General features: G+C 75.1%; 17 protein-coding genes. 7 read left to right on the top strand and 10 right to left on the bottom strand.

The window, feature by feature from the left end; translation table 11 throughout:
* Positions 1-100: 100 nt before the first annotated feature.
* Positions 101-421 (bottom strand): SHOCT domain-containing protein, encoded by a 321-nt coding sequence (locus tag LWC33_RS22425; RefSeq protein ID WP_233306398.1) that lies wholly within the window; start codon positions 419-421, stop codon positions 101-103.
* A gap of 10 nt (positions 422-431) precedes the next feature.
* Positions 432-881, bottom strand: coding sequence for a DUF6325 family protein (locus LWC33_RS22420; protein ID WP_233306397.1), 450 nt, complete (start codon positions 879-881; stop codon positions 432-434).
* Positions 882-1,151: 270 nt separating this feature from the next.
* Between LWC33_RS22420 and LWC33_RS22415 the strand changes: the two genes are divergently transcribed.
* Positions 1,152-2,807 (top strand): HlyD family efflux transporter periplasmic adaptor subunit, encoded by a 1,656-nt coding sequence (locus LWC33_RS22415; RefSeq protein WP_233306396.1) that lies wholly within the window; start codon positions 1,152-1,154, stop codon positions 2,805-2,807.
* A gap of 16 nt (positions 2,808-2,823) precedes the next feature.
* Positions 2,824-3,597, top strand: coding sequence for an HlyD family secretion protein (locus LWC33_RS22410; protein ID WP_233306395.1), 774 nt, complete (start codon positions 2,824-2,826; stop codon positions 3,595-3,597).
* Positions 3,598-3,605: 8 nt separating this feature from the next.
* Here LWC33_RS22410 and LWC33_RS22405 read toward each other — a convergent pair whose 3' ends face one another.
* The gene (locus tag LWC33_RS22405; protein ID WP_233306394.1) at positions 3,606-5,276 is read right to left on the bottom strand and encodes an MDR family MFS transporter; all 1,671 of its coding nucleotides are present in this window, start codon (positions 5,274-5,276) and stop codon (positions 3,606-3,608) included.
* Between the two features lie 129 nt (positions 5,277-5,405).
* Here LWC33_RS22405 and LWC33_RS22400 point away from each other — a divergent pair, with 129 nt between their 5' ends.
* Positions 5,406-5,858, top strand: coding sequence for a pyridoxamine 5'-phosphate oxidase family protein (locus LWC33_RS22400; protein ID WP_233306393.1), 453 nt, complete (start codon positions 5,406-5,408; stop codon positions 5,856-5,858).
* A 45-nt stretch (positions 5,859-5,903) separates the two neighbouring features.
* Here the strand turns inward: LWC33_RS22400 and LWC33_RS22395 are convergent, their stop codons facing one another.
* The 3 genes from LWC33_RS22395 to LWC33_RS22385 form a co-directional block, all read right to left on the bottom strand.
* Positions 5,904-6,332 carry an SRPBCC family protein gene (locus LWC33_RS22395; RefSeq protein WP_233306392.1) on the bottom strand — a complete coding sequence of 143 codons (429 nt, stop codon included), beginning with the start codon at positions 6,330-6,332 and terminating at the stop codon, positions 5,904-5,906.
* 39 nt (positions 6,333-6,371) lie between these two features.
* Positions 6,372-7,451, bottom strand: a complete 1,080-nt coding sequence (locus LWC33_RS22390) for a 3-deoxy-7-phosphoheptulonate synthase (protein ID WP_233306391.1) — start codon at positions 7,449-7,451, stop codon at positions 6,372-6,374.
* A gap of 170 nt (positions 7,452-7,621) precedes the next feature.
* The gene (locus LWC33_RS22385) at positions 7,622-8,107 is read right to left on the bottom strand and encodes a TspO/MBR family protein (RefSeq protein ID WP_233306390.1); all 486 of its coding nucleotides are present in this window, start codon (positions 8,105-8,107) and stop codon (positions 7,622-7,624) included.
* A 149-nt stretch (positions 8,108-8,256) separates the two neighbouring features.
* On the opposite strand from LWC33_RS22385, the gene LWC33_RS22380 reads away from it, so the two are divergent.
* Positions 8,257-8,871: a hypothetical protein gene (locus LWC33_RS22380; RefSeq protein WP_233306389.1), complete on the top strand. Its 615-nt coding sequence runs from the start codon at positions 8,257-8,259 to the stop codon at positions 8,869-8,871.
* A gap of 84 nt (positions 8,872-8,955) precedes the next feature.
* On the opposite strand, the gene LWC33_RS22375 is transcribed toward LWC33_RS22380, so the two are convergent.
* The 4 genes from LWC33_RS22375 to LWC33_RS22360 are packed head-to-tail and all read right to left on the bottom strand — an operon-like array spanning position 8,956 to position 12,101.
* Positions 8,956-9,252 carry a 4a-hydroxytetrahydrobiopterin dehydratase gene (locus LWC33_RS22375; RefSeq protein ID WP_233306388.1) on the bottom strand — a complete coding sequence of 99 codons (297 nt, stop codon included), beginning with the start codon at positions 9,250-9,252 and terminating at the stop codon, positions 8,956-8,958.
* A 28-nt stretch (positions 9,253-9,280) separates the two neighbouring features.
* Positions 9,281-10,135 (bottom strand): ABC transporter permease, encoded by an 855-nt coding sequence (locus tag LWC33_RS22370; RefSeq protein ID WP_233306387.1) that lies wholly within the window; start codon positions 10,133-10,135, stop codon positions 9,281-9,283.
* On the bottom strand, positions 10,132-11,052 hold the full coding sequence (locus tag LWC33_RS22365) for an ABC transporter ATP-binding protein (RefSeq protein ID WP_233306386.1): 921 nt from the start codon (positions 11,050-11,052) through the stop codon (positions 10,132-10,134). Before LWC33_RS22365 ends, LWC33_RS22370 begins: the two co-directional genes overlap by 4 nt.
* A gap of 29 nt (positions 11,053-11,081) precedes the next feature.
* Positions 11,082-12,101 (bottom strand): LolA family protein, encoded by a 1,020-nt coding sequence (locus LWC33_RS22360; protein ID WP_233306385.1) that lies wholly within the window; start codon positions 12,099-12,101, stop codon positions 11,082-11,084.
* Between the two features lie 135 nt (positions 12,102-12,236).
* Between LWC33_RS22360 and LWC33_RS22355 the strand changes: the two genes are divergently transcribed.
* The 3 genes from LWC33_RS22355 to LWC33_RS36205 are packed head-to-tail and all read left to right on the top strand — an operon-like array spanning position 12,237 to position 15,190.
* Positions 12,237-12,920: a response regulator transcription factor gene (locus tag LWC33_RS22355; protein ID WP_233306384.1), complete on the top strand. Its 684-nt coding sequence runs from the start codon at positions 12,237-12,239 to the stop codon at positions 12,918-12,920.
* A 3-nt stretch (positions 12,921-12,923) separates the two neighbouring features.
* Positions 12,924-14,282 (top strand): sensor histidine kinase, encoded by a 1,359-nt coding sequence (locus LWC33_RS22350; protein WP_233306383.1) that lies wholly within the window; start codon positions 12,924-12,926, stop codon positions 14,280-14,282.
* Between the two features lie 59 nt (positions 14,283-14,341).
* Positions 14,342-15,190 carry an NUDIX domain-containing protein gene (locus tag LWC33_RS36205; RefSeq protein ID WP_308190986.1) on the top strand — a complete coding sequence of 283 codons (849 nt, stop codon included), beginning with the start codon at positions 14,342-14,344 and terminating at the stop codon, positions 15,188-15,190.
* Positions 15,191-15,384 lie beyond the last annotated feature (194 nt).

Genomic DNA, 15,384 nt, shown 5'->3' with positions numbered 1-15,384 from the left:
GCGCTTCCGCCGTCCTGCGCACGCCCGGTCGCGTCGTCGGTCGGCGCACGACAGAGCCCCCGGGGCGCACCCGGGGGCTCTCGTCGCGTCGCTCGTCCCGTCAGCCGAGGATCTTCGCCTTCTGGGCGGCGAACTCGTCGTCGGTGAGGATGCCCTGGTCCCGAAGCTCGGCGAGCTGCTTGAGCTGCGAGATCATGTCGGCCTGGCCGGTCGCGGCCGGAGCCGGCGGCGGGGGAGCGGGCTCGCCGTAGCCACCCTGCGGCGCCATCTGCTCCTCGTAGGCCCGCTCGCGGTCGGCCGCGGTCTCCGCGTCCCGATCGGCGAACTTGCGCGCCTGGTGGCGCTGGACCCGGCCGGCCACCGACGACGCGGTGCCGGCGATGATCGCGGTGCGGGCGATCCCGCGCAACAGACCTGGCATCTGTCCTCCCTCAGCTCTGTCCGGCCACGGCCTCGAGCCGCTCCACGGCCTGGAGCACGTCCGGCGCCGCGATCCGCTGGCTGGCGACGAGCTCGCCGCCGGCGTCGAGCACGGCCCCGACCAGCGGCGCGGCCCACGTGTTCTCGAACAGGAGGAGCGCCGCCGTCGTGCCCGGCCGCATCAGCTCGGCGACCGCCCGCACGTCGTCGTCGTGGATGAGCCCCGACTGAGCGCCCTCGAACGCGGTGAACCCGCCGATCCCCGCGGAGGTGACGTCGGTGAGGTCGATGCCCGAGTACGACCCGTCGGCGGCCTTGCGGATCACCGTGAGGTCGTAGAGCCGGACGATGCCGCGCCGGACCAGGTCCATGAGCGCGTCGCCGCAGGCCTTCGTGTCGGCGTCGTCGGGGAACTCGAGGAGTACGAAGTCGATCGGTCCCACGGTCGTCTGATCCGGCATCGTTCCACCACTCTCCCGTCGGAAGGGCTCACCGTGCGGGACGCTAGGCAGGGTCGACGCCCGGCGGCTCACCCTCGGCGGACGACTTCCGCGTGTGTGGTGGGGTGTGGGAGCACCTCACCCGTCGGTGCGTGACCCCTGTCTCGGTTTCGGTCCGCAATGGTCTAGCTTGCTCCACACGGTGGACGCATCCCCGATGTCCACCACGGACGGTCTCTGCCGCGCCCGCATCGTTCCCCCGGGTGGAGCAGTCGCGGCGGAAGGAGTCGCATGGTCGCCCGTCACCGCCTTGCCGGACGGTCCTTCCGCGTCCCGGATCTGTCGCCCCGGGTGCTGGCCGGCGCCGTCGGTGCCCTCACCATCGCCGGGGTGGTCGCCGGGTGCACCGCGGCCGCACCTCCGACGCCGAGGACGGCGCGGGTCGAACGCGCCTCGGTGTCCACCGGCGTGTCCGCGCCCGGCTCGCTCAGCGCGATCACCGAGCAGAACCTCGGCTTCCCCAAGGGCGGCCGGCTGACGTCGCTGCTGGTCAAGGTGGGCGACCGCGTCGAGCCGGGGCAGCCGCTCGCGAGCGTCGACGACTTCGAGGCCCGCCGGGCCCTCGCCGCCCAGCAGGCGCAGCTGCAGTCCCAGCAGGCGGTGCTCGACGAGCTGGTGGACTCACCGGCCGTCGGCGGTGCGCAGGACTCGCTGGACCAGGCGCAGCGGATCGCCGACGCCGTCCGGACGCAGGCCGACGCCACGGTGAAGGCCGACGAGGTCGCCATCGACAACGCCCGCCGCCAGCTCGACGTCGACGAGCACGCCCAGGACCAGGCGCGGGACGCGCGGAACCGGGCCTGCTCCTCGCCCGAGAGCGCGCCGGACCAGGCCGCCGCGACGAGCACCGGGTCCGGCACCGGCACGGGCACCGCCGCGGCGACCGAGGGCTCGCCGTCGGGGTCGACGGGGCTCCTGCCCATGTCCCAGGGGCTCGCCCGGACCGCCCGGACCAGCGACCCCACCGCCTGCGGCGCCGCGCAGCAGGCCTACACCGCGGCGAAGCAGAAGGTGGTCGCCGACCAGGGCGCGGTCGACTCCGCCGTGCAGAAGCGGGACGTCGACAAGGCGGCCGGCGACGTCTCGGTCCAGAACGCCGAGCAGGGCGTGGTGACCGCCCGGAACACCCTGGCCACCGCAGGCTCGGACCGCCCGCACGCCATCGACCAGCAGCAGGCGCTCGTCGCGGCCGCGCGCTCGCAGGTCGAGTCGGCCCAGCGGGACCTCGACGACACCACGCTGCGTTCCCCGGTCGGCGGCACGGTCTCGGTGCTCAACGGCACCGTCGGCGAGTTCGTCGCCCCCAGCTCGGGCGTCGGCGCGCTCGCGCCCGGCACCGACGCGACGATCCCCGGCGCCGGCGGCGGGACGACCGCCGGCAGCGCGGCCGCCGCGGGCGCGGCCTCGCCGACGCGGCCCGGCGGCACGCAGTTCCTCGTGCTCACGGACGTGAACCGGTTCCAGGTCGTGGTCCCGTTCAACGAGTCCGACGCGGCCTCGATCGCCCCGAACCAGCGCGTGGACGTCACCTTCGACGCGATCCCGGACCTCACGATGCCCGGCACCGTCGTCGCGGTCGCCCCGACCGGCACCGCGATCGCGGGCGTGATCAGCTACTACGTCACCGTCGCGCTGACCGGGGTCGATCCCAGGCTGCGGGCGGGGCAGACGGCGACCGCGCAGGTCGTCACCAGCGAGACCCCGCCCGTGCTGACCGTGCCGACACAGGCCGTGCGCACCCAGGACGGGCAGAGCGAGGTCACCGTGGTCGACGGTGGCGACCCGCGGACGGTGCCGTTCCAGCCCGGCGTCGTCGGTGCGGACCGCACGGAGGTCGTGTCGGGGCTCCGGGACGGGCAGCAGGTCCTGCTGCCGGTCGGACAGTAGCCGGGGAGGGTCCACGATGGTCGAAGGTCCGATCGAGCCACCCCCGGCAGGCGGGAAGGCCGACACGACAGCCGACGGGAACGGCGACGGGGAGGGCGGCGGGCTCGCCGCCCCACCCGCGCCCAAGCGTCGGATGAGACGGCAGACCCGCGTCTCGCTCCTGGTGATCGCGGTCGTCGCCGTCGTGGTCGCGGCCGTGCTCGTCGTGGTCTACGTGGTCGAGGGCGGCCGGTACGTCACCACCGACAACGCGCAGGTCGACGGGGACAAGATCTCGGTCAACGCGCCGGCCGGCGGGACGCTGGTCGACTGGACGGCGCACCAGGGCTCGCAGCTGCTCAAGAACCACACCGTCGGACGCATCCGGATCCAGGGCGGGTTCGTGCAGCCCCAGCAGGCCATCCGGGCCCCGGGCGACGCGACCGTCGTCGTGGACAACGGCGTGGAGGGGGCCTTCGTCGCCGCCGGGACCGAGCTCGCGATGGCCTACGACTTCTCGCGCATCTACGTCACCGCGCGGGTCGACGAGACCGACATCGACGACGTCCACATCGGTCAGCCCGTCGACATCGCGGTCGACGCCTTCCCCGGCGTCGACCTGCACGGCAGCGTGCAGGAGGTCCAGGGCGGCGCGGCCGGGGTGTTCTCGCCCTTCCCGCAGTCCAACACCTCCGGCAACTTCCAGAAGGTCACCCAGGTCATCCCGGTGCGGATCGGGATCGAGGACACGAAGAACCTGCAGCTCGTGCCGGGCATGAACGTCACGGTGAAGATCCACAAGGATGGCTGAGCGGGCCGTCAGCCCTGCGTGCGGACCGGGTCCCGGCGGGCGTCGTCGGATTCGCCGGGTTCGTCGGCCGTCGCGTGCCCGGTCGTCGCCGCTCCGTTCCCGGAGGGGCCGGACGACGGCGTCGGGGCGTCCCGGGCCGCCTCGCCCGGACCGGCGGGCGCCGGATCCGCCTGTGCCGCAGGCGCCTTGCCGGACCGCAGGAGGAGCGCGAGCGCCGCGCCGACGAGGGTGATCACCGTCGTGAGGACCATGAGGTTGTCCAGCGCCTCGACGAAGGACTGGTTGGCGGTCTGCCGGTAGGTCACGTAGAGGCCGAGCACGTGGCCCTCCCGGCCGGGCCCGAGCGCCGGGACCGGGGTGTCCGGGCCGACGAGGGCGGAGCGGTCGGAGAGCATCTGCGCCTGGGTGGCCGTGACCACCGCCGTGAGGACGGCCAGACCGAGCGCCGCCGCGGTCCGCTGCACGACGTTGTTGAACGCGCTGCCGGAGTTGACCTCGCTGACCGGGACGCTCGCGAGCCCGCCGGTCATCACCGGCATCATCGCCATGCCCATGCCGGCCGCGCGGAGCATCAGCAGCAGCGCGATCTCGACGTGCGAGGTCACCGCGGTGAGCCCGCGCAGCAGGTAGGTCCCGCCCGCGCACACCAGCAGCCCGGCGAACGCCGGCCACCGCGGCCCGATCCGGTCGTACAGCCGCCCGGCGACGGGCATCAGCACCGCCATGATCAGTGCCTGCGGGAGCAGCACGAACCCGGCCTCGAACGCCCCCATGCCCTGGGCCTGCTGCAGGTAGACCGGGACGTAGAAGAGCACCGCGAACAGCCCGACCGACAGCACCGAGATGATCAGCAGGGAGTTCGTGAACGGCCAGTACCGGAACACCCGGACGTTGAGCAGGGGCTCGTCGACCTCGAGCTCGATCACCACGAACAGGGCCAGGCAGAGCACGCCGAGGCAGGCGAGGCCGACGGTCGGCAGCGAGGTCCAGCCCCAGTCCTGCCCCTCGGACAGGGCCAGGAGCAGGGAGAACAGGGCGACGGCGATGCTCAGGAAGCCGAGGACGTCGAACCGGGCGCGGCGGGTCGGGCCGAACCGGGGGAGGACCGCGACCGCCGCCGCGGCACCGAGCACGCCGACCGGCACGTTGATGAAGAAGATCAGTCGCCAGTCCACGTACTCGACCAGGTAGCCGCCCAGCGTCGGGCCGACGGCGGGGGCGACGATGATGCCCAGCCCGTAGAGGCCCATGGCCGCGCCGAGCTGCTCGCGCGGCACGATCCGGTAGAGGATGGACAGCGTGACCACCGGCAGGATCCCGCCCGGGATCGCCTGCACGATGCGGAACGCGACCAGGCTCTCCAGGCTCCACGCCACCCCGCACAGCGCCGAGCCGCCGGCGAACGCGAGCAGGGAGACGATGTAGACGACGGTCGCCCCGTACCGGTCCGACAACCAGGCCGAAAGCGGCACGACCACGCCGAGCGCCAGCGTGTAGGCCGTGGCGACCCACTGCACCTCGTCGGTGGTCGCACCGAAGGAGTTCTGGATCGTCGGCACCGCGACGTTGACGATGCTGGTGTCGAGCACCGACATGAACATCCCGGCGATCAGCACCACGAGGGGCAGCGCCCAGCCGCGGCCGGTGGCGGGCGCCGCGGTCCGGGCGTCGGGGGGCATGCCCGCAGTCTGGCAAAGAATCGTTCCACCGGGGAACGACGTCGTGGAATGCCGCGCCGCCGCCTCCGGCCGGCGCAGCGTCCGGCCCCGTCGCTTGCCGCGCCGGGACGCGGCTGCTGGAGTGACTGCGTGACCGTCCCGCTGCTCGGCCCGCAGGACGCCGCCGTCGCGGCCCGGCGCGCGCGCGAGCCGATCCTGTGGCTGAGCACGGTGGACCGCACCTCCCGGCCGCACACAGCACCGGTCTGGTTCCTGTTCGCGGACCCGCGGATCGTGGTGTTCAGCCGCCCGGGCACGGCGAAGGTCGGGCGGGTGCGGCGCAACCCCGCCGTGGCCTTCTCACTGGACAGTGCCGCCGGCGGGGCGGACATCGTCCTCGGTGAGGGCGAGGCGGCACTCGCCGGCCCCGACGACGTCGCCGACGACCTGGCGCCCTTCGAGGAGAAGTACCATGCCCTGCTCGGCGGGCAGAGCTTCGCCGAGTGGCTGCGCACCTTCTCCCAGCCGGTGGTCGTGACGGTCACGAAGATCGTCTCGTGGCGGCCGGGGCCGGGCGGGCTGGAGCACCGCCGGATCGTCTGACGCCCTACCGCGCCGACCTTTCGCGGCGGTCCTGCTCCGCGGTGGTCAGGACGGGTCGGCGCCGGCCTCCACCGTCCGCTTGATCTCGGCGAGGGTGTGTTCGAGGCCGGCGCGGATCCGGTCGCCGTCGACGTGCTCCGTGTGGAGGGTGACGGTGACTTCCGAGCCCCCGGCGGCCGCGTTCACGGACAGCTCCCCGTGGTAGCCGTTCGGGCCCTCGGAGCCCCAGCGCAGGGAGCGCAGAGCCGGGTCGCTGTCGAGCCAGGCCTCGCCCTCCTTGCGCTCGCCGTCGACGTCGGCGACGACGTGCACCTCCTCGGCGCCGCCGGGCACGTCCCCGGTGGGGGCGCCGCCGGTCGGCTCCGCCTCGCGCATGGAGTCGAAGTAGTCCGGGAGGTGGTGGACGTCGGACAGGTAGCGGAACAGCGCGTCGGGCTCGGCCGCCACGGTGGTGGACTGCACGTAGTCACCCATGCCGGGCGGATACCCACCGGGCGGCCGGCCCATCCCGGATCAGCGCCGGGCGCGCACCGCGGCGGCGAGCTCGTCGAGCATGGCCGCGGTGGTGTCCCACGACAGGCACTTGTCGGTGACCGACCGCCCGTAGACGAGCTCGCCGCCGAGCGACTGGTTCCCCTCGACCAGGAAGCTCTCCATCATCAGCCCGGTCACGCCGGTGTCCCCGCCGGCGATCCGGGCCGCGATCTCCCGCACCACCTCGGCCTGCCGCACGTGGTCCTTGCGCGAGTTGCCGTGGCTGGCGTCGACGACCACGCGCTCGGGCAGGCCGGCCTTCGCGAGCCGCGTACGGGCGTCGGCCACGTCCTCGGCGGAGTAGTTCGGGCCGGACCCGCCGCCGCGCAGGATGACGTGCGCGTCGGGGTTCCCGGTGGTGCGCACCAGGGCGGCGAGGCCGTCGGGGTTGATGCCCATGAACACGTGCGGGGCCGCGGCGGCGCCGATGCCGTCGACGGCGACCTGGACGTCGCCGTCCGTGCCGTTCTTGATGCCGACCGGCATCGACAGGCCGCTGACCAGCTGCCGGTGCACCTGCGAGGCCGCGGTCCGGGCGCCGATGGCCCCCCAGGTCACGGTGTCGGCGATGAACTGCGGGGTGATCGGGTCGAGGAACTCGCAGCCGACCGGCAGGCCGAGCGCGGTGATGTCGAGCAGCAGCCGCCGGGCGGTCCGCAGGCCACGGTTGACGTCGAAGCTGCCGTCGAGTCCCGGATCGTTGATCAGGCCCTTCCACCCGACGGTCGAGCGGGGCTTCTCGAAGTACGCGCGCATCACCACGAGCAGGTCCCCGGAGAGCCGTTCCGCCTGGGCCGCGAGCCGGTGCGCGTAGTCGAGCGCCGCGTCGGGGTCGTGGATCGAGCAGGGCCCGACGACGACCAGCAGCCGGTCGTCGCGGCCGTCGAGGACGTCGACGACGTCGGCCCGGCCGCGGGTGACCACCGCGGCGACCTGGTCGTCGGCCGGCAGCTCGTCGCGCAGCAGCGCGGGGGAGAGCAGCGGGCTGATCCGTGCCGTGCGGTGCCGGTCGAGCGCGGCCGCAGCAATCGGGCCGGCGGCGGTATCGAGGGGGGACATTGGGGTGGGTCCTTTCGCGGACCGGCCCCGGTCGAGATCCGCCGAGCCGGCCCAGGTGGTTACCGGCTCTCATGGGATGGGTCAGCGCAGCAGGCTGCGTGCCGACCCATCCCGGGCCGGCCCGCTAAACCAGTATCGGCGCGCCATGCGCACCACCGTAGCAGCCACGCTCAGGAGAGCGTCCAGATGGCGTAGTTGAGGGCGGCCGCGAAGGTGACCCAGCCCAGGTAGGGCACGAGCAGCCAGGCCGCGGCGCGGCTGTGCCGGGCGAAGAGCGCGATCGTCGCGACGATCGACAGCCACAGCAGCACGATCTCGGCGAAGGCGACTCCGTACAGGCCCGCCGCGAAGAAGAGCGGGGTCCACGCCATGTTCAGCACGAGCTGCACGGCGTAGACGACGTGGGCGGGCACGGTGAGCCCGGCCCGGCGCCAGACGAGCCAGCCGGACACCGCGATCGTCGCGTAGAGCACCGTCCAGACCGGCCCGAACAGCCACGACGGCGGCGCCCAGGAGGGCCGCGCGAACGAGGCGTACTGCTCCGAGGCCGACGCCGAAGCGAGCCCGCCGACGACGGCGACGACCACCACCGCGGCGACGAAACCGAGCAGCGCGAGCAGGGCGGGCGGACGGGTCCATGACGCGTGAACGGTCATAGCGGACAGTCTCGACCATCGAGAGAACTTCCGCGCGGCGAACCGCTCACCGACCAGGCGACCGCTCGCCGCACGCCGCGCACGGCTGCATAACGCCGTGACGGAGCCGCCCGATCTCCACAGTGGAGTCCTCCCCTTCTGGACAGGTGATGATCAGCGAACTGTGCGGACCCGGGACCGCGACGACGCGGACCGGACGCCACCGCGTCCCCGAGGCACCGCTGGAGCGGGCGTCGCGGGTCGTCGTGGCGGCGGTCGACGGTGCCGAACTGCTGGCCGAGGCCGGTGGCCTCCTGCAACACCTCCTCGCCGGTGGCGCGGGGGTCGAGATCCTCGTGGCGGTCGACGCGGACCCGCGCCTGCTCGCCCGCTGCGGCCTGCGGGCGGTGCCGGTGCACCGGCTCGCGCTGCGACGGCCGTCGCCCGCCGCGGCGGAGGACGACCTGCTCGCCGCGCTCAGCGAGGTCGTCGGCTTCGATCCCGGCCCGGGCCTCGGGATCCTCGCGCCCGGGGAGCTCGCGCGCCGGCCCGACCGGGCCGCGGTCGCGCACGCCGCCGAGGTCGCGGCGGCGGTGTACGGGGCGGAGATCGCGCGATCGCTGCCGGAGCGGCCGGTCGGGGCCCCGGCGACGGAGTACCTGCTCACGGGCACCGAGGCGGCGCACAAGCGCTACGCCCTCGGCGCGGGCGCGACCTTCGTCGAGTCGTTCCTCGCCGACCCGCGGGTCACCTTGCCCGGCCGAGTCAGCCGCCGCCCGGGCTGAATCACCCGCCGCCCGGGCTGAATCACCCGCCGCCCGGCTGAGTCGCTCCGGCCCGTCGGGCTCGCCACCGCCCCGCCGGGAGCGCTACCGCCCGGCGGCGTCGATCCGCGCGGAGATCTGCGCGGCCAGCTCGGTGTCCTTCGCGGTGAGCCCGCCGGCGGAGTGCGTCGAGAGCCGGAAGGTGACCTTCCGCCAGCGGATGTCGATGTCCGGGTGGTGGTTCCGCTCCTCGGCGTCCTCGGCCACCCGGTCGACGACCGTGATCGCGTCGGGGAAGCTCGGCAGCTCGGCGGTGCGCACGATCGCGTCCCCGTCGCGCTCCCACCCCGGCAGGTCGGCCAGCGCGGCGGTGACGGCGGCGTCGTCCAGCAGTTCGGCCATGCCGGCCATCATGGGGCAGACGGGCGGCTCAGGCATCCCTGCGCTGCATGCGCCAGACCGCGAACCCGACGCCGATCGCCGCGTAGCAGAGCGCCCGCAGCGTCGAGGACCCCATGGCGTCGAGCGTGATCGGGTCGCGCAGCGCGTCCGCCCCCGCCGACCAGCCCGAGGTGAGCAGCCAGGGCTGCAGCCAGTCGAGCGCCGGGATCGCGCCCAGCACCCCGAACGCGATCAGCCCGCCCAGCACGCTCGCCAGCACGACGAGGGGGTGCTCGGTCAGCGACGACACCGCCAGCGCCACCGCGCCCACCGCCGCCAGCTGCCCGACGACCCACACGGCGACGAGGGCGACCCGGGCCAGCCCGGCCCCGAGGCCGAGCGTGGTGCCGGACAGGGTGACCATCCCGCCGTCGGCGCTGCCGACCACGACCATGCCCGCCAGCACCCCGACGACCGCGATCGTCAGCGTCGTGGCCGCGGCCACGACCAGCACGCCGAAGGCCTTCACCCCGACCAGCCGCAGCCGGCTGACGGGCGCGAGCAGCAGCCCGCGCAGGGTGCCGTTGGCCGCCTCGCCGGCGATCGCGTCGGCGGCGGCCATGGCCACGGCGAGCGGCAGCAGCAGGGCGAGCGCGACCGTCAGGGCCGCGATCGGGAGCACCAGGCCGTTGCCGGCGACCGCCCCGATCAGCCCGCCCCCGCCGCTGCGGTCGGCGACGACCACGCCGATCGCGATGAGGATCGGGATCAGCGCGAACAGGCCCAGCGTGACGAGCGTGCGGGGGCGGCGGAACACCCAGCGCACCTCGGCCGCGAGCATCCGGCCGAGCGGGGCGGCGGCGCGGGTGCCGGTCTCGGCGGTCGTGCCGGCGATCGTCGTCATGGTCCCTCCGTGAGCTGCGCGAACAGCTCCTCCAGCCGCGGCCGCCGCCGGCGCGCCTCGTGCACCGCGACGCCCGCGCGCACCAGCAGCGCGACGATCTCGGGCGGCTCCGGCCCGTCCGTGACGACGACGCCGGGCTCGCCCCCGCTGTCGCGGGTCGCGACGGCACCGACCTCGGCGAGCGTGCGCAGGGCCGGTTCGACGTCCGGCGTCACGATCACGAGGCCGCCGGTCCGGGAGTCGAGCAGCCCCCGCAGCTCCCCGGCCGCGACCAGCGTGCCCGACTGCAGGACGGCGACGTGCGTGCAGGTCGCCTCCACCTCGGCCAGCAGGTGCGAGGAGACGATCACGGTCGCGCCCGCGGCGTGCAGCTCGGCGATGATCGCCCGGACGTCCCGGGTGCCGGCGGGGTCGAGGCCGTTGGTCGGCTCGTCGAGCACCACGAGCCGGCGCGGCACGAGCAGCGCCCCGGCCAGCCCCAGCCGCTGCTTCATGCCGAGCGAGTAGCCGCGGAACCGGCGGTCGGCCGCGTGGGCGAGCCCCACCCGTTCCAGCGCGTCGCCGACGGCCCGGGGCATCGCCGCCGCGTCGAGCAGCGGTTCGGCGGCGGCCAGGCGGCGCAGGTTCTCCCGTCCGGAGAGGAACGGGTGGAACCCGGGTCCCTCGACCAGCGCCCCGACGTGCGGGAGCGCGGCCGCGACCTCCGGCAGCGGGTGGCCCAGCAGCTCGGCGGTCCCGGCGGTGGGGCGGGTCAGCCCGAGCAGCAGCCGGATCAGGGTCGTCTTGCCCGAGCCGTTGGGGCCGAGCATGCCGAGCACGGCGCCGGCGGGGACCTCGAGGTCGAGGCCCGCCACCGCGACCGTACGGCCGTACACCTTCCGCAGGCCGACGGCCCGGGCGGCGGGAGCGGCGGTCACCCGCGCAGCCTCCCGCACGGGCAGGGTCGTCACTTCGACAGGGCCTCGGTGAGCACCTGCTGGGGCACCGCCCCCGCGGCGACCCGCCCGTCGTCGGTGACGATCGCGCTCGCCACCGCCGTCGTGATCAGCCGCCCGCTGCCCCAGGACCCGCTGACCGGGGTGCCGAGGCGCGAGAGGTCCGGGGCCCCCTGGGACGGCTGCTCCTGCGCGGGCCGCTTCGCGATCACGACCGCGTCCCACCCGTCACCGACGACGGTCGGCTTGCCGCCGTTGGTGCCGTGGTCCGGGCCGCCCTGCGGGGCCTCCTTCACCGTGGTGCCGGGCGGCGGGGTGAAGGTGAACAGCGACGGGTCCTGGGGACCGAAGGTGACGTCGGTGAACCCGACCTCGAGGGCCGGGTCGGACGAGCCGGTGGCCAGCACGGTGAGTCGCAGCGGGATCCGCTTCTCGGAGTCGACGGCGATCCGGACCTCGCGCAGCAGCGTGCGCTCGGTGGGCTTGGGCGCCAGAACCAGCTCGTACGCCGGGCGGCCCGCCACCTCGGCGGTGCCGTCGACGCTCACGGTGCTGGTGGTGCGCAGCTTCGCGATCGCGTCGGCGGCCGAGCGGGTCGGGTCCGCGGCCTCGGGCCGGTGCTCGCCCGGCGTGACGGCCTTCTTCGTGGCGGTGCGGTCCGTGGAGTCGTAGGACCAGGCGGTGGTCCCGTCGGACACCAGCGTCTTCTCGCCCTGGGCCGACGGCAGCGCGACCCGGCCCTTGCCCGCCCCGTCCGACCAGACGCGCGCGTCCTTGGTGCCGTTCGCGAGGTCCGGGGCGCCGGGGATCGCCGGCAGCCCGAGCGCGTTGTCCAGCTCGACGGTGCCGTTCAGCGGTCCGGGGTTCGCCTTCTCGACCGAGGCCACGAGGTCCTCCGGCGAGACCGGGGGCAGGTTCGGGGCCGCCCCCGCGCCGGCGGGCACCGCCACCAGTCCCAGCCCGACCGCACCCGCGATCGCCACGCCCGTCCCGATCCGGGCCCAGAGCCGTCCTGCCGTTCCCACTGCCATGCCGGTAAGCCTGACGCATCGGGACTGAGAGAGGTCTCATCCGGACACCCCGTCGCTGAGAAACGACTGAGCGGAGCGTCCGGGGCGAGCATCAATTCCGAGGTCGAGGTTCCGCCCGGCGGTACGTTGTCGACGATGGCCAGGGTGTTGGTGGTGGACGACGAGCCCGGGGTGCGCACGGCGCTGGCCCGCGGGCTCACCGCCGAGGGGATGGAGGTCGTCGCGGTCGGCGACGGCAACTCCGCCCTGCGCGCGGCGCTGACCGGCGGTTTCGACGCCGTCGTGCTCGACATCATCCTGCCCGGGCTCTCCGGCTACCGGGTCCTCGAGCGGATGCGCGCGGCCGGCGTCGACACCCCGGTGCTGATGCTGTCGGCCAAGGACGGCGAGATCGACCAGGCCGACGGGCTGGACCTCGGCGCGGACGGCTACCTCGTCAAACCGTTCTCGTTCGTCGTCCTCGTGGCACAGCTGAAGGCGATGCTGCGCCGGCGCGACGCCGCGCTCGGCCGCTCCGGGCAGCGGGTCCGGCTCGGCGGCCTCGTCGTCGACCCGGCGTCGCGGTCGGTGACCTGGGAGGACGCGCCGGTCGAGCTGTCGCCGCGGGAGTTCGAGCTGCTGCACGCGCTCGCCCGCAGGCCGGACACCGCGGTGGCCAAGGACGAGCTGCTGCGTCTGGTCTGGGGCGACGAGCAGGCCGCGAGCCGCAACGTCGTCGAGGTCTACGTGGGGTACCTGCGCCGCAAGCTCGACGCCGTCGGCGCCGGGCACGTGCTGCGCACCGTCCGCGGGCACGGGTACCTCGTCGGATCGGGCTGAGGCGTGTTGCGGCGCCGGTTCGCCCGCGGTCTGGTGCGTGCCCGCGCCCTGCGGTGCCGCGGCTGGTGGCGGAGCCGCACGCTGCGGTTCCGGATCACCACCGTGGTGGGCGCGGTCGCGCTCGTCGCGCTGCTCGCGCTGAGCCGGCTCGGGGTGAACCTGCTGTACACCACGCTGATCGCGGCGGCGGACAACGAGCTGCACACGCAGGCCGGGGTCGTCGTGACGCGGCTGGAGCAGGGCGGGGCCGTCGCGGACCGGGCCACCCCGCCGTCGATCCGGATCACCGACACCGCGGGCACGCCCGTCGACGGGCGGGGGCCGCTGCCGATGACCGCGCGCGACGTCCGCGACCTCGCGGCCGGGCGCGCCGAGAACGTGTTCCTCGAGGGCACCGCCACCCGCTGGGTCGCCGACCCGGCGATCCTGCCGGACGGGTCGCCCCGGCTGGTGTTCGCCTCGGGCGACCTCGTCGGCGGCGCGACGCTGCTGGCCCGGGCAGCCGTCGGGTTCGTCGTGGCGGGGCTGCTGGCGGCGGCGGTCGTGGCGCTGGCGGCCTGGGTGGCGACGCGGGCGGCGCTGCGGCCGGTCGACCGGATGCGGGCGGCGGCCGCGGCGCTCCCGCCGGGGCGGCGGCTGCCGGTCCCCGCGGCGCACGACGAGCTGCGTGCGCTCGCCGAGGAGCTGAACTCGCTGCTCGCCCGCCGGGACGACGCCGTCACGCGGCTCGAGCGGTTCACGGGCGACGCCGCCCACGAGCTGCGCTCCCCGGTCGCCGCGATCCGCGCCCAGGCCGAGGTGGCGGTCGCACACCCGGACCCGGCGCTGGCGGAGGAGACGCTGCGCGAGGTCGCGGTCGAGGCCCAGCGGCTCTCCGGGCTGCTCTCCGACCTGATGGCGCTGGCCCGCGCCGATGCCGGGCAGCGACCCGAGCCGGAACCCGTCGACCTGGTCGAGGCGTCGCGGGCGGCGATCGACCGGGTCACCGAGGGCCCGGCGCCGGAGCTGCTCGCGCCGGGCGTCGCGCTGGCGGCGGCCGGAGCCGCCGAGGTCGCGCTGGTGCTCGACAACCTGCTCGGCAACGCCGCCCGGTACGCCGCGACCCGGGTCCGGATCGAGGTGCTGCCGGCGGGCCGGGTCACCCGGCTCGCGGTCTCCGACGACGGCCCGGGCATCCCCGAGGCGGACCGGGTGCGCGTGTTCGACCGGTTCACGCGACTGTCCCAGGAGGCGGGCGGCGGGCACGCGGGGCTGGGGCTGGCGTTGGTCGCGGCCCTGGTGCGCGGGCGGGGCGGCGAGGTGTCAGCGGGCGCGTCGGCGTGGGGCGGGGCGCGGCTGGAGGTGCGCTGGCCCGCACCGTGACGACGGGTGCGCAATCGTGCGTCTGCGGCGGTCCGTCGGGGTCTGGGACGATCTCGGTCGTGCCCGTGGAGAGCTGTTCGACCCTGATCGCGGCGCCCCGCCGGTTGGTCGCCGGCGTGGTGCGGGACGGCGAGGCGGCCGAGGAGTCGCTGCGGGAGGCCGGGCACCGGTACTCCGCCGCCGTCCGGCTGCTGGTGCCGGGCGACGAGGTGCTGCTCGACGCCCGGCTCGCCGCCGGCGTCCGGCTGCCCTACCGCTCGCGGATCCGGACCGTCGGGGTCGACGGGATGGTGTCCGAGCTGGTGGGCGGGCTGGCGAAGGGCCTGGTGCACACCACGACCCTCGCCGACCGGCCGGGCGGGACGGTGATGCGGGACGAGATCCGCTGGCGGTCGCCCTTCGGCGTGGCCGGCCGGATCGGCGACGCGATCCTGGTGCGCCGCCTGATGCGGGACATGCTCGCCTCCCGCTCCGCCGTCTACCGGCGGCGGGCCGAGGAGCTGGCGGAGGCGCCCGCCGTCGTCGGGGCGGCGATCGTGCGCGACGGGGCGGTGCTCGCGGCGCAGCGGTCGCGGCCGGCCGAGCTGCGGGGCCGCTGGGAACTGCCGGGCGGGCGCGCCGAGCCGGGCGAGTCGGAGCCGGAGGCGCTCGCCCGCGAGTGCGCCGAGGAGCTCGCCGCGCAGGTCGAGGTGGGGGAGCGGGTGGGCACCGACCTACCCGTGGCGACGCCCGGGGGGACCCTGGTGTTGCGGATGTACGCCGCGGCGCTGCGCCCCGACTCGCCCGAGCCGAAGGCGCTGGAGCACCTCGCGGTGCGGTGGCTGCGGGAGCGGGAGCTGCCCACGGTCGCCTGGGTCGACGCGGACCGCGCCGTGGTCGCCGACCTGGAGGCCCTGCTCCGCCCCTAACGGTCCGAACCGCTGTGCCTCGGCACGACGCGGAAGACCGGGAACCGCGGCGCCACCCGCGCGAACTCGCGGAGCGGCGCGTCCTCGTCGACCGGAATGTGCGTCCTCGCGTCGGAGCCCGTCCGACATAGGCCTTCAGGACGGCCGTGAGCCGATCCACTCCGCGCGCCGGGCGGTTGGGACGTCCGCCGCGG

This window comes from Pseudonocardia terrae, from assembly GCF_021343995.1.
In the GTDB taxonomy this organism is placed as follows: domain Bacteria; phylum Actinomycetota; class Actinomycetes; order Mycobacteriales; family Pseudonocardiaceae; genus Pseudonocardia; species Pseudonocardia terrae.
This window is presented reverse-complemented; position numbering and strand designations above follow the sequence as displayed.

Bases quoted from the DNA above. Each gene is read 5' to 3' on its own strand.
- LWC33_RS22375 (WP_233306388.1), bottom strand. From the start codon at position 9,252: ATGGCCGAACTGCTGGACGACGCCGCCGTCACCGCCGCGCTGGCCGAC.
- LWC33_RS22355 (WP_233306384.1), top strand. From the start codon at position 12,237: ATGGCCAGGGTGTTGGTGGTGGACGACGAGCCCGGGGTGCGCACGGCG.
- LWC33_RS22385 (WP_233306390.1), bottom strand. From the start codon at position 8,107: ATGACCGTTCACGCGTCATGGACCCGTCCGCCCGCCCTGCTCGCGCTG.
- LWC33_RS22415 (WP_233306396.1), top strand. From the start codon at position 1,152: ATGGTCGCCCGTCACCGCCTTGCCGGACGGTCCTTCCGCGTCCCGGAT.
- LWC33_RS22395 (WP_233306392.1), bottom strand. From the start codon at position 6,332: ATGGGTGACTACGTGCAGTCCACCACCGTGGCGGCCGAGCCCGACGCG.
- LWC33_RS22380 (WP_233306389.1), top strand. From the start codon at position 8,257: ATGATCAGCGAACTGTGCGGACCCGGGACCGCGACGACGCGGACCGGA.
- LWC33_RS22410 (WP_233306395.1), top strand. From the start codon at position 2,824: ATGGTCGAAGGTCCGATCGAGCCACCCCCGGCAGGCGGGAAGGCCGAC.
- LWC33_RS22405 (WP_233306394.1), bottom strand. From the start codon at position 5,276: ATGCCCCCCGACGCCCGGACCGCGGCGCCCGCCACCGGCCGCGGCTGG.
- LWC33_RS22425 (WP_233306398.1), bottom strand. From the start codon at position 421: ATGCCAGGTCTGTTGCGCGGGATCGCCCGCACCGCGATCATCGCCGGC.
- LWC33_RS22390 (WP_233306391.1), bottom strand. From the start codon at position 7,451: ATGTCCCCCCTCGATACCGCCGCCGGCCCGATTGCTGCGGCCGCGCTC.
- LWC33_RS22370 (WP_233306387.1), bottom strand. From the start codon at position 10,135: ATGACGACGATCGCCGGCACGACCGCCGAGACCGGCACCCGCGCCGCC.
- LWC33_RS22360 (WP_233306385.1), bottom strand. From the start codon at position 12,101: ATGGCAGTGGGAACGGCAGGACGGCTCTGGGCCCGGATCGGGACGGGC.
- LWC33_RS22420 (WP_233306397.1), bottom strand. From the start codon at position 881: ATGCCGGATCAGACGACCGTGGGACCGATCGACTTCGTACTCCTCGAG.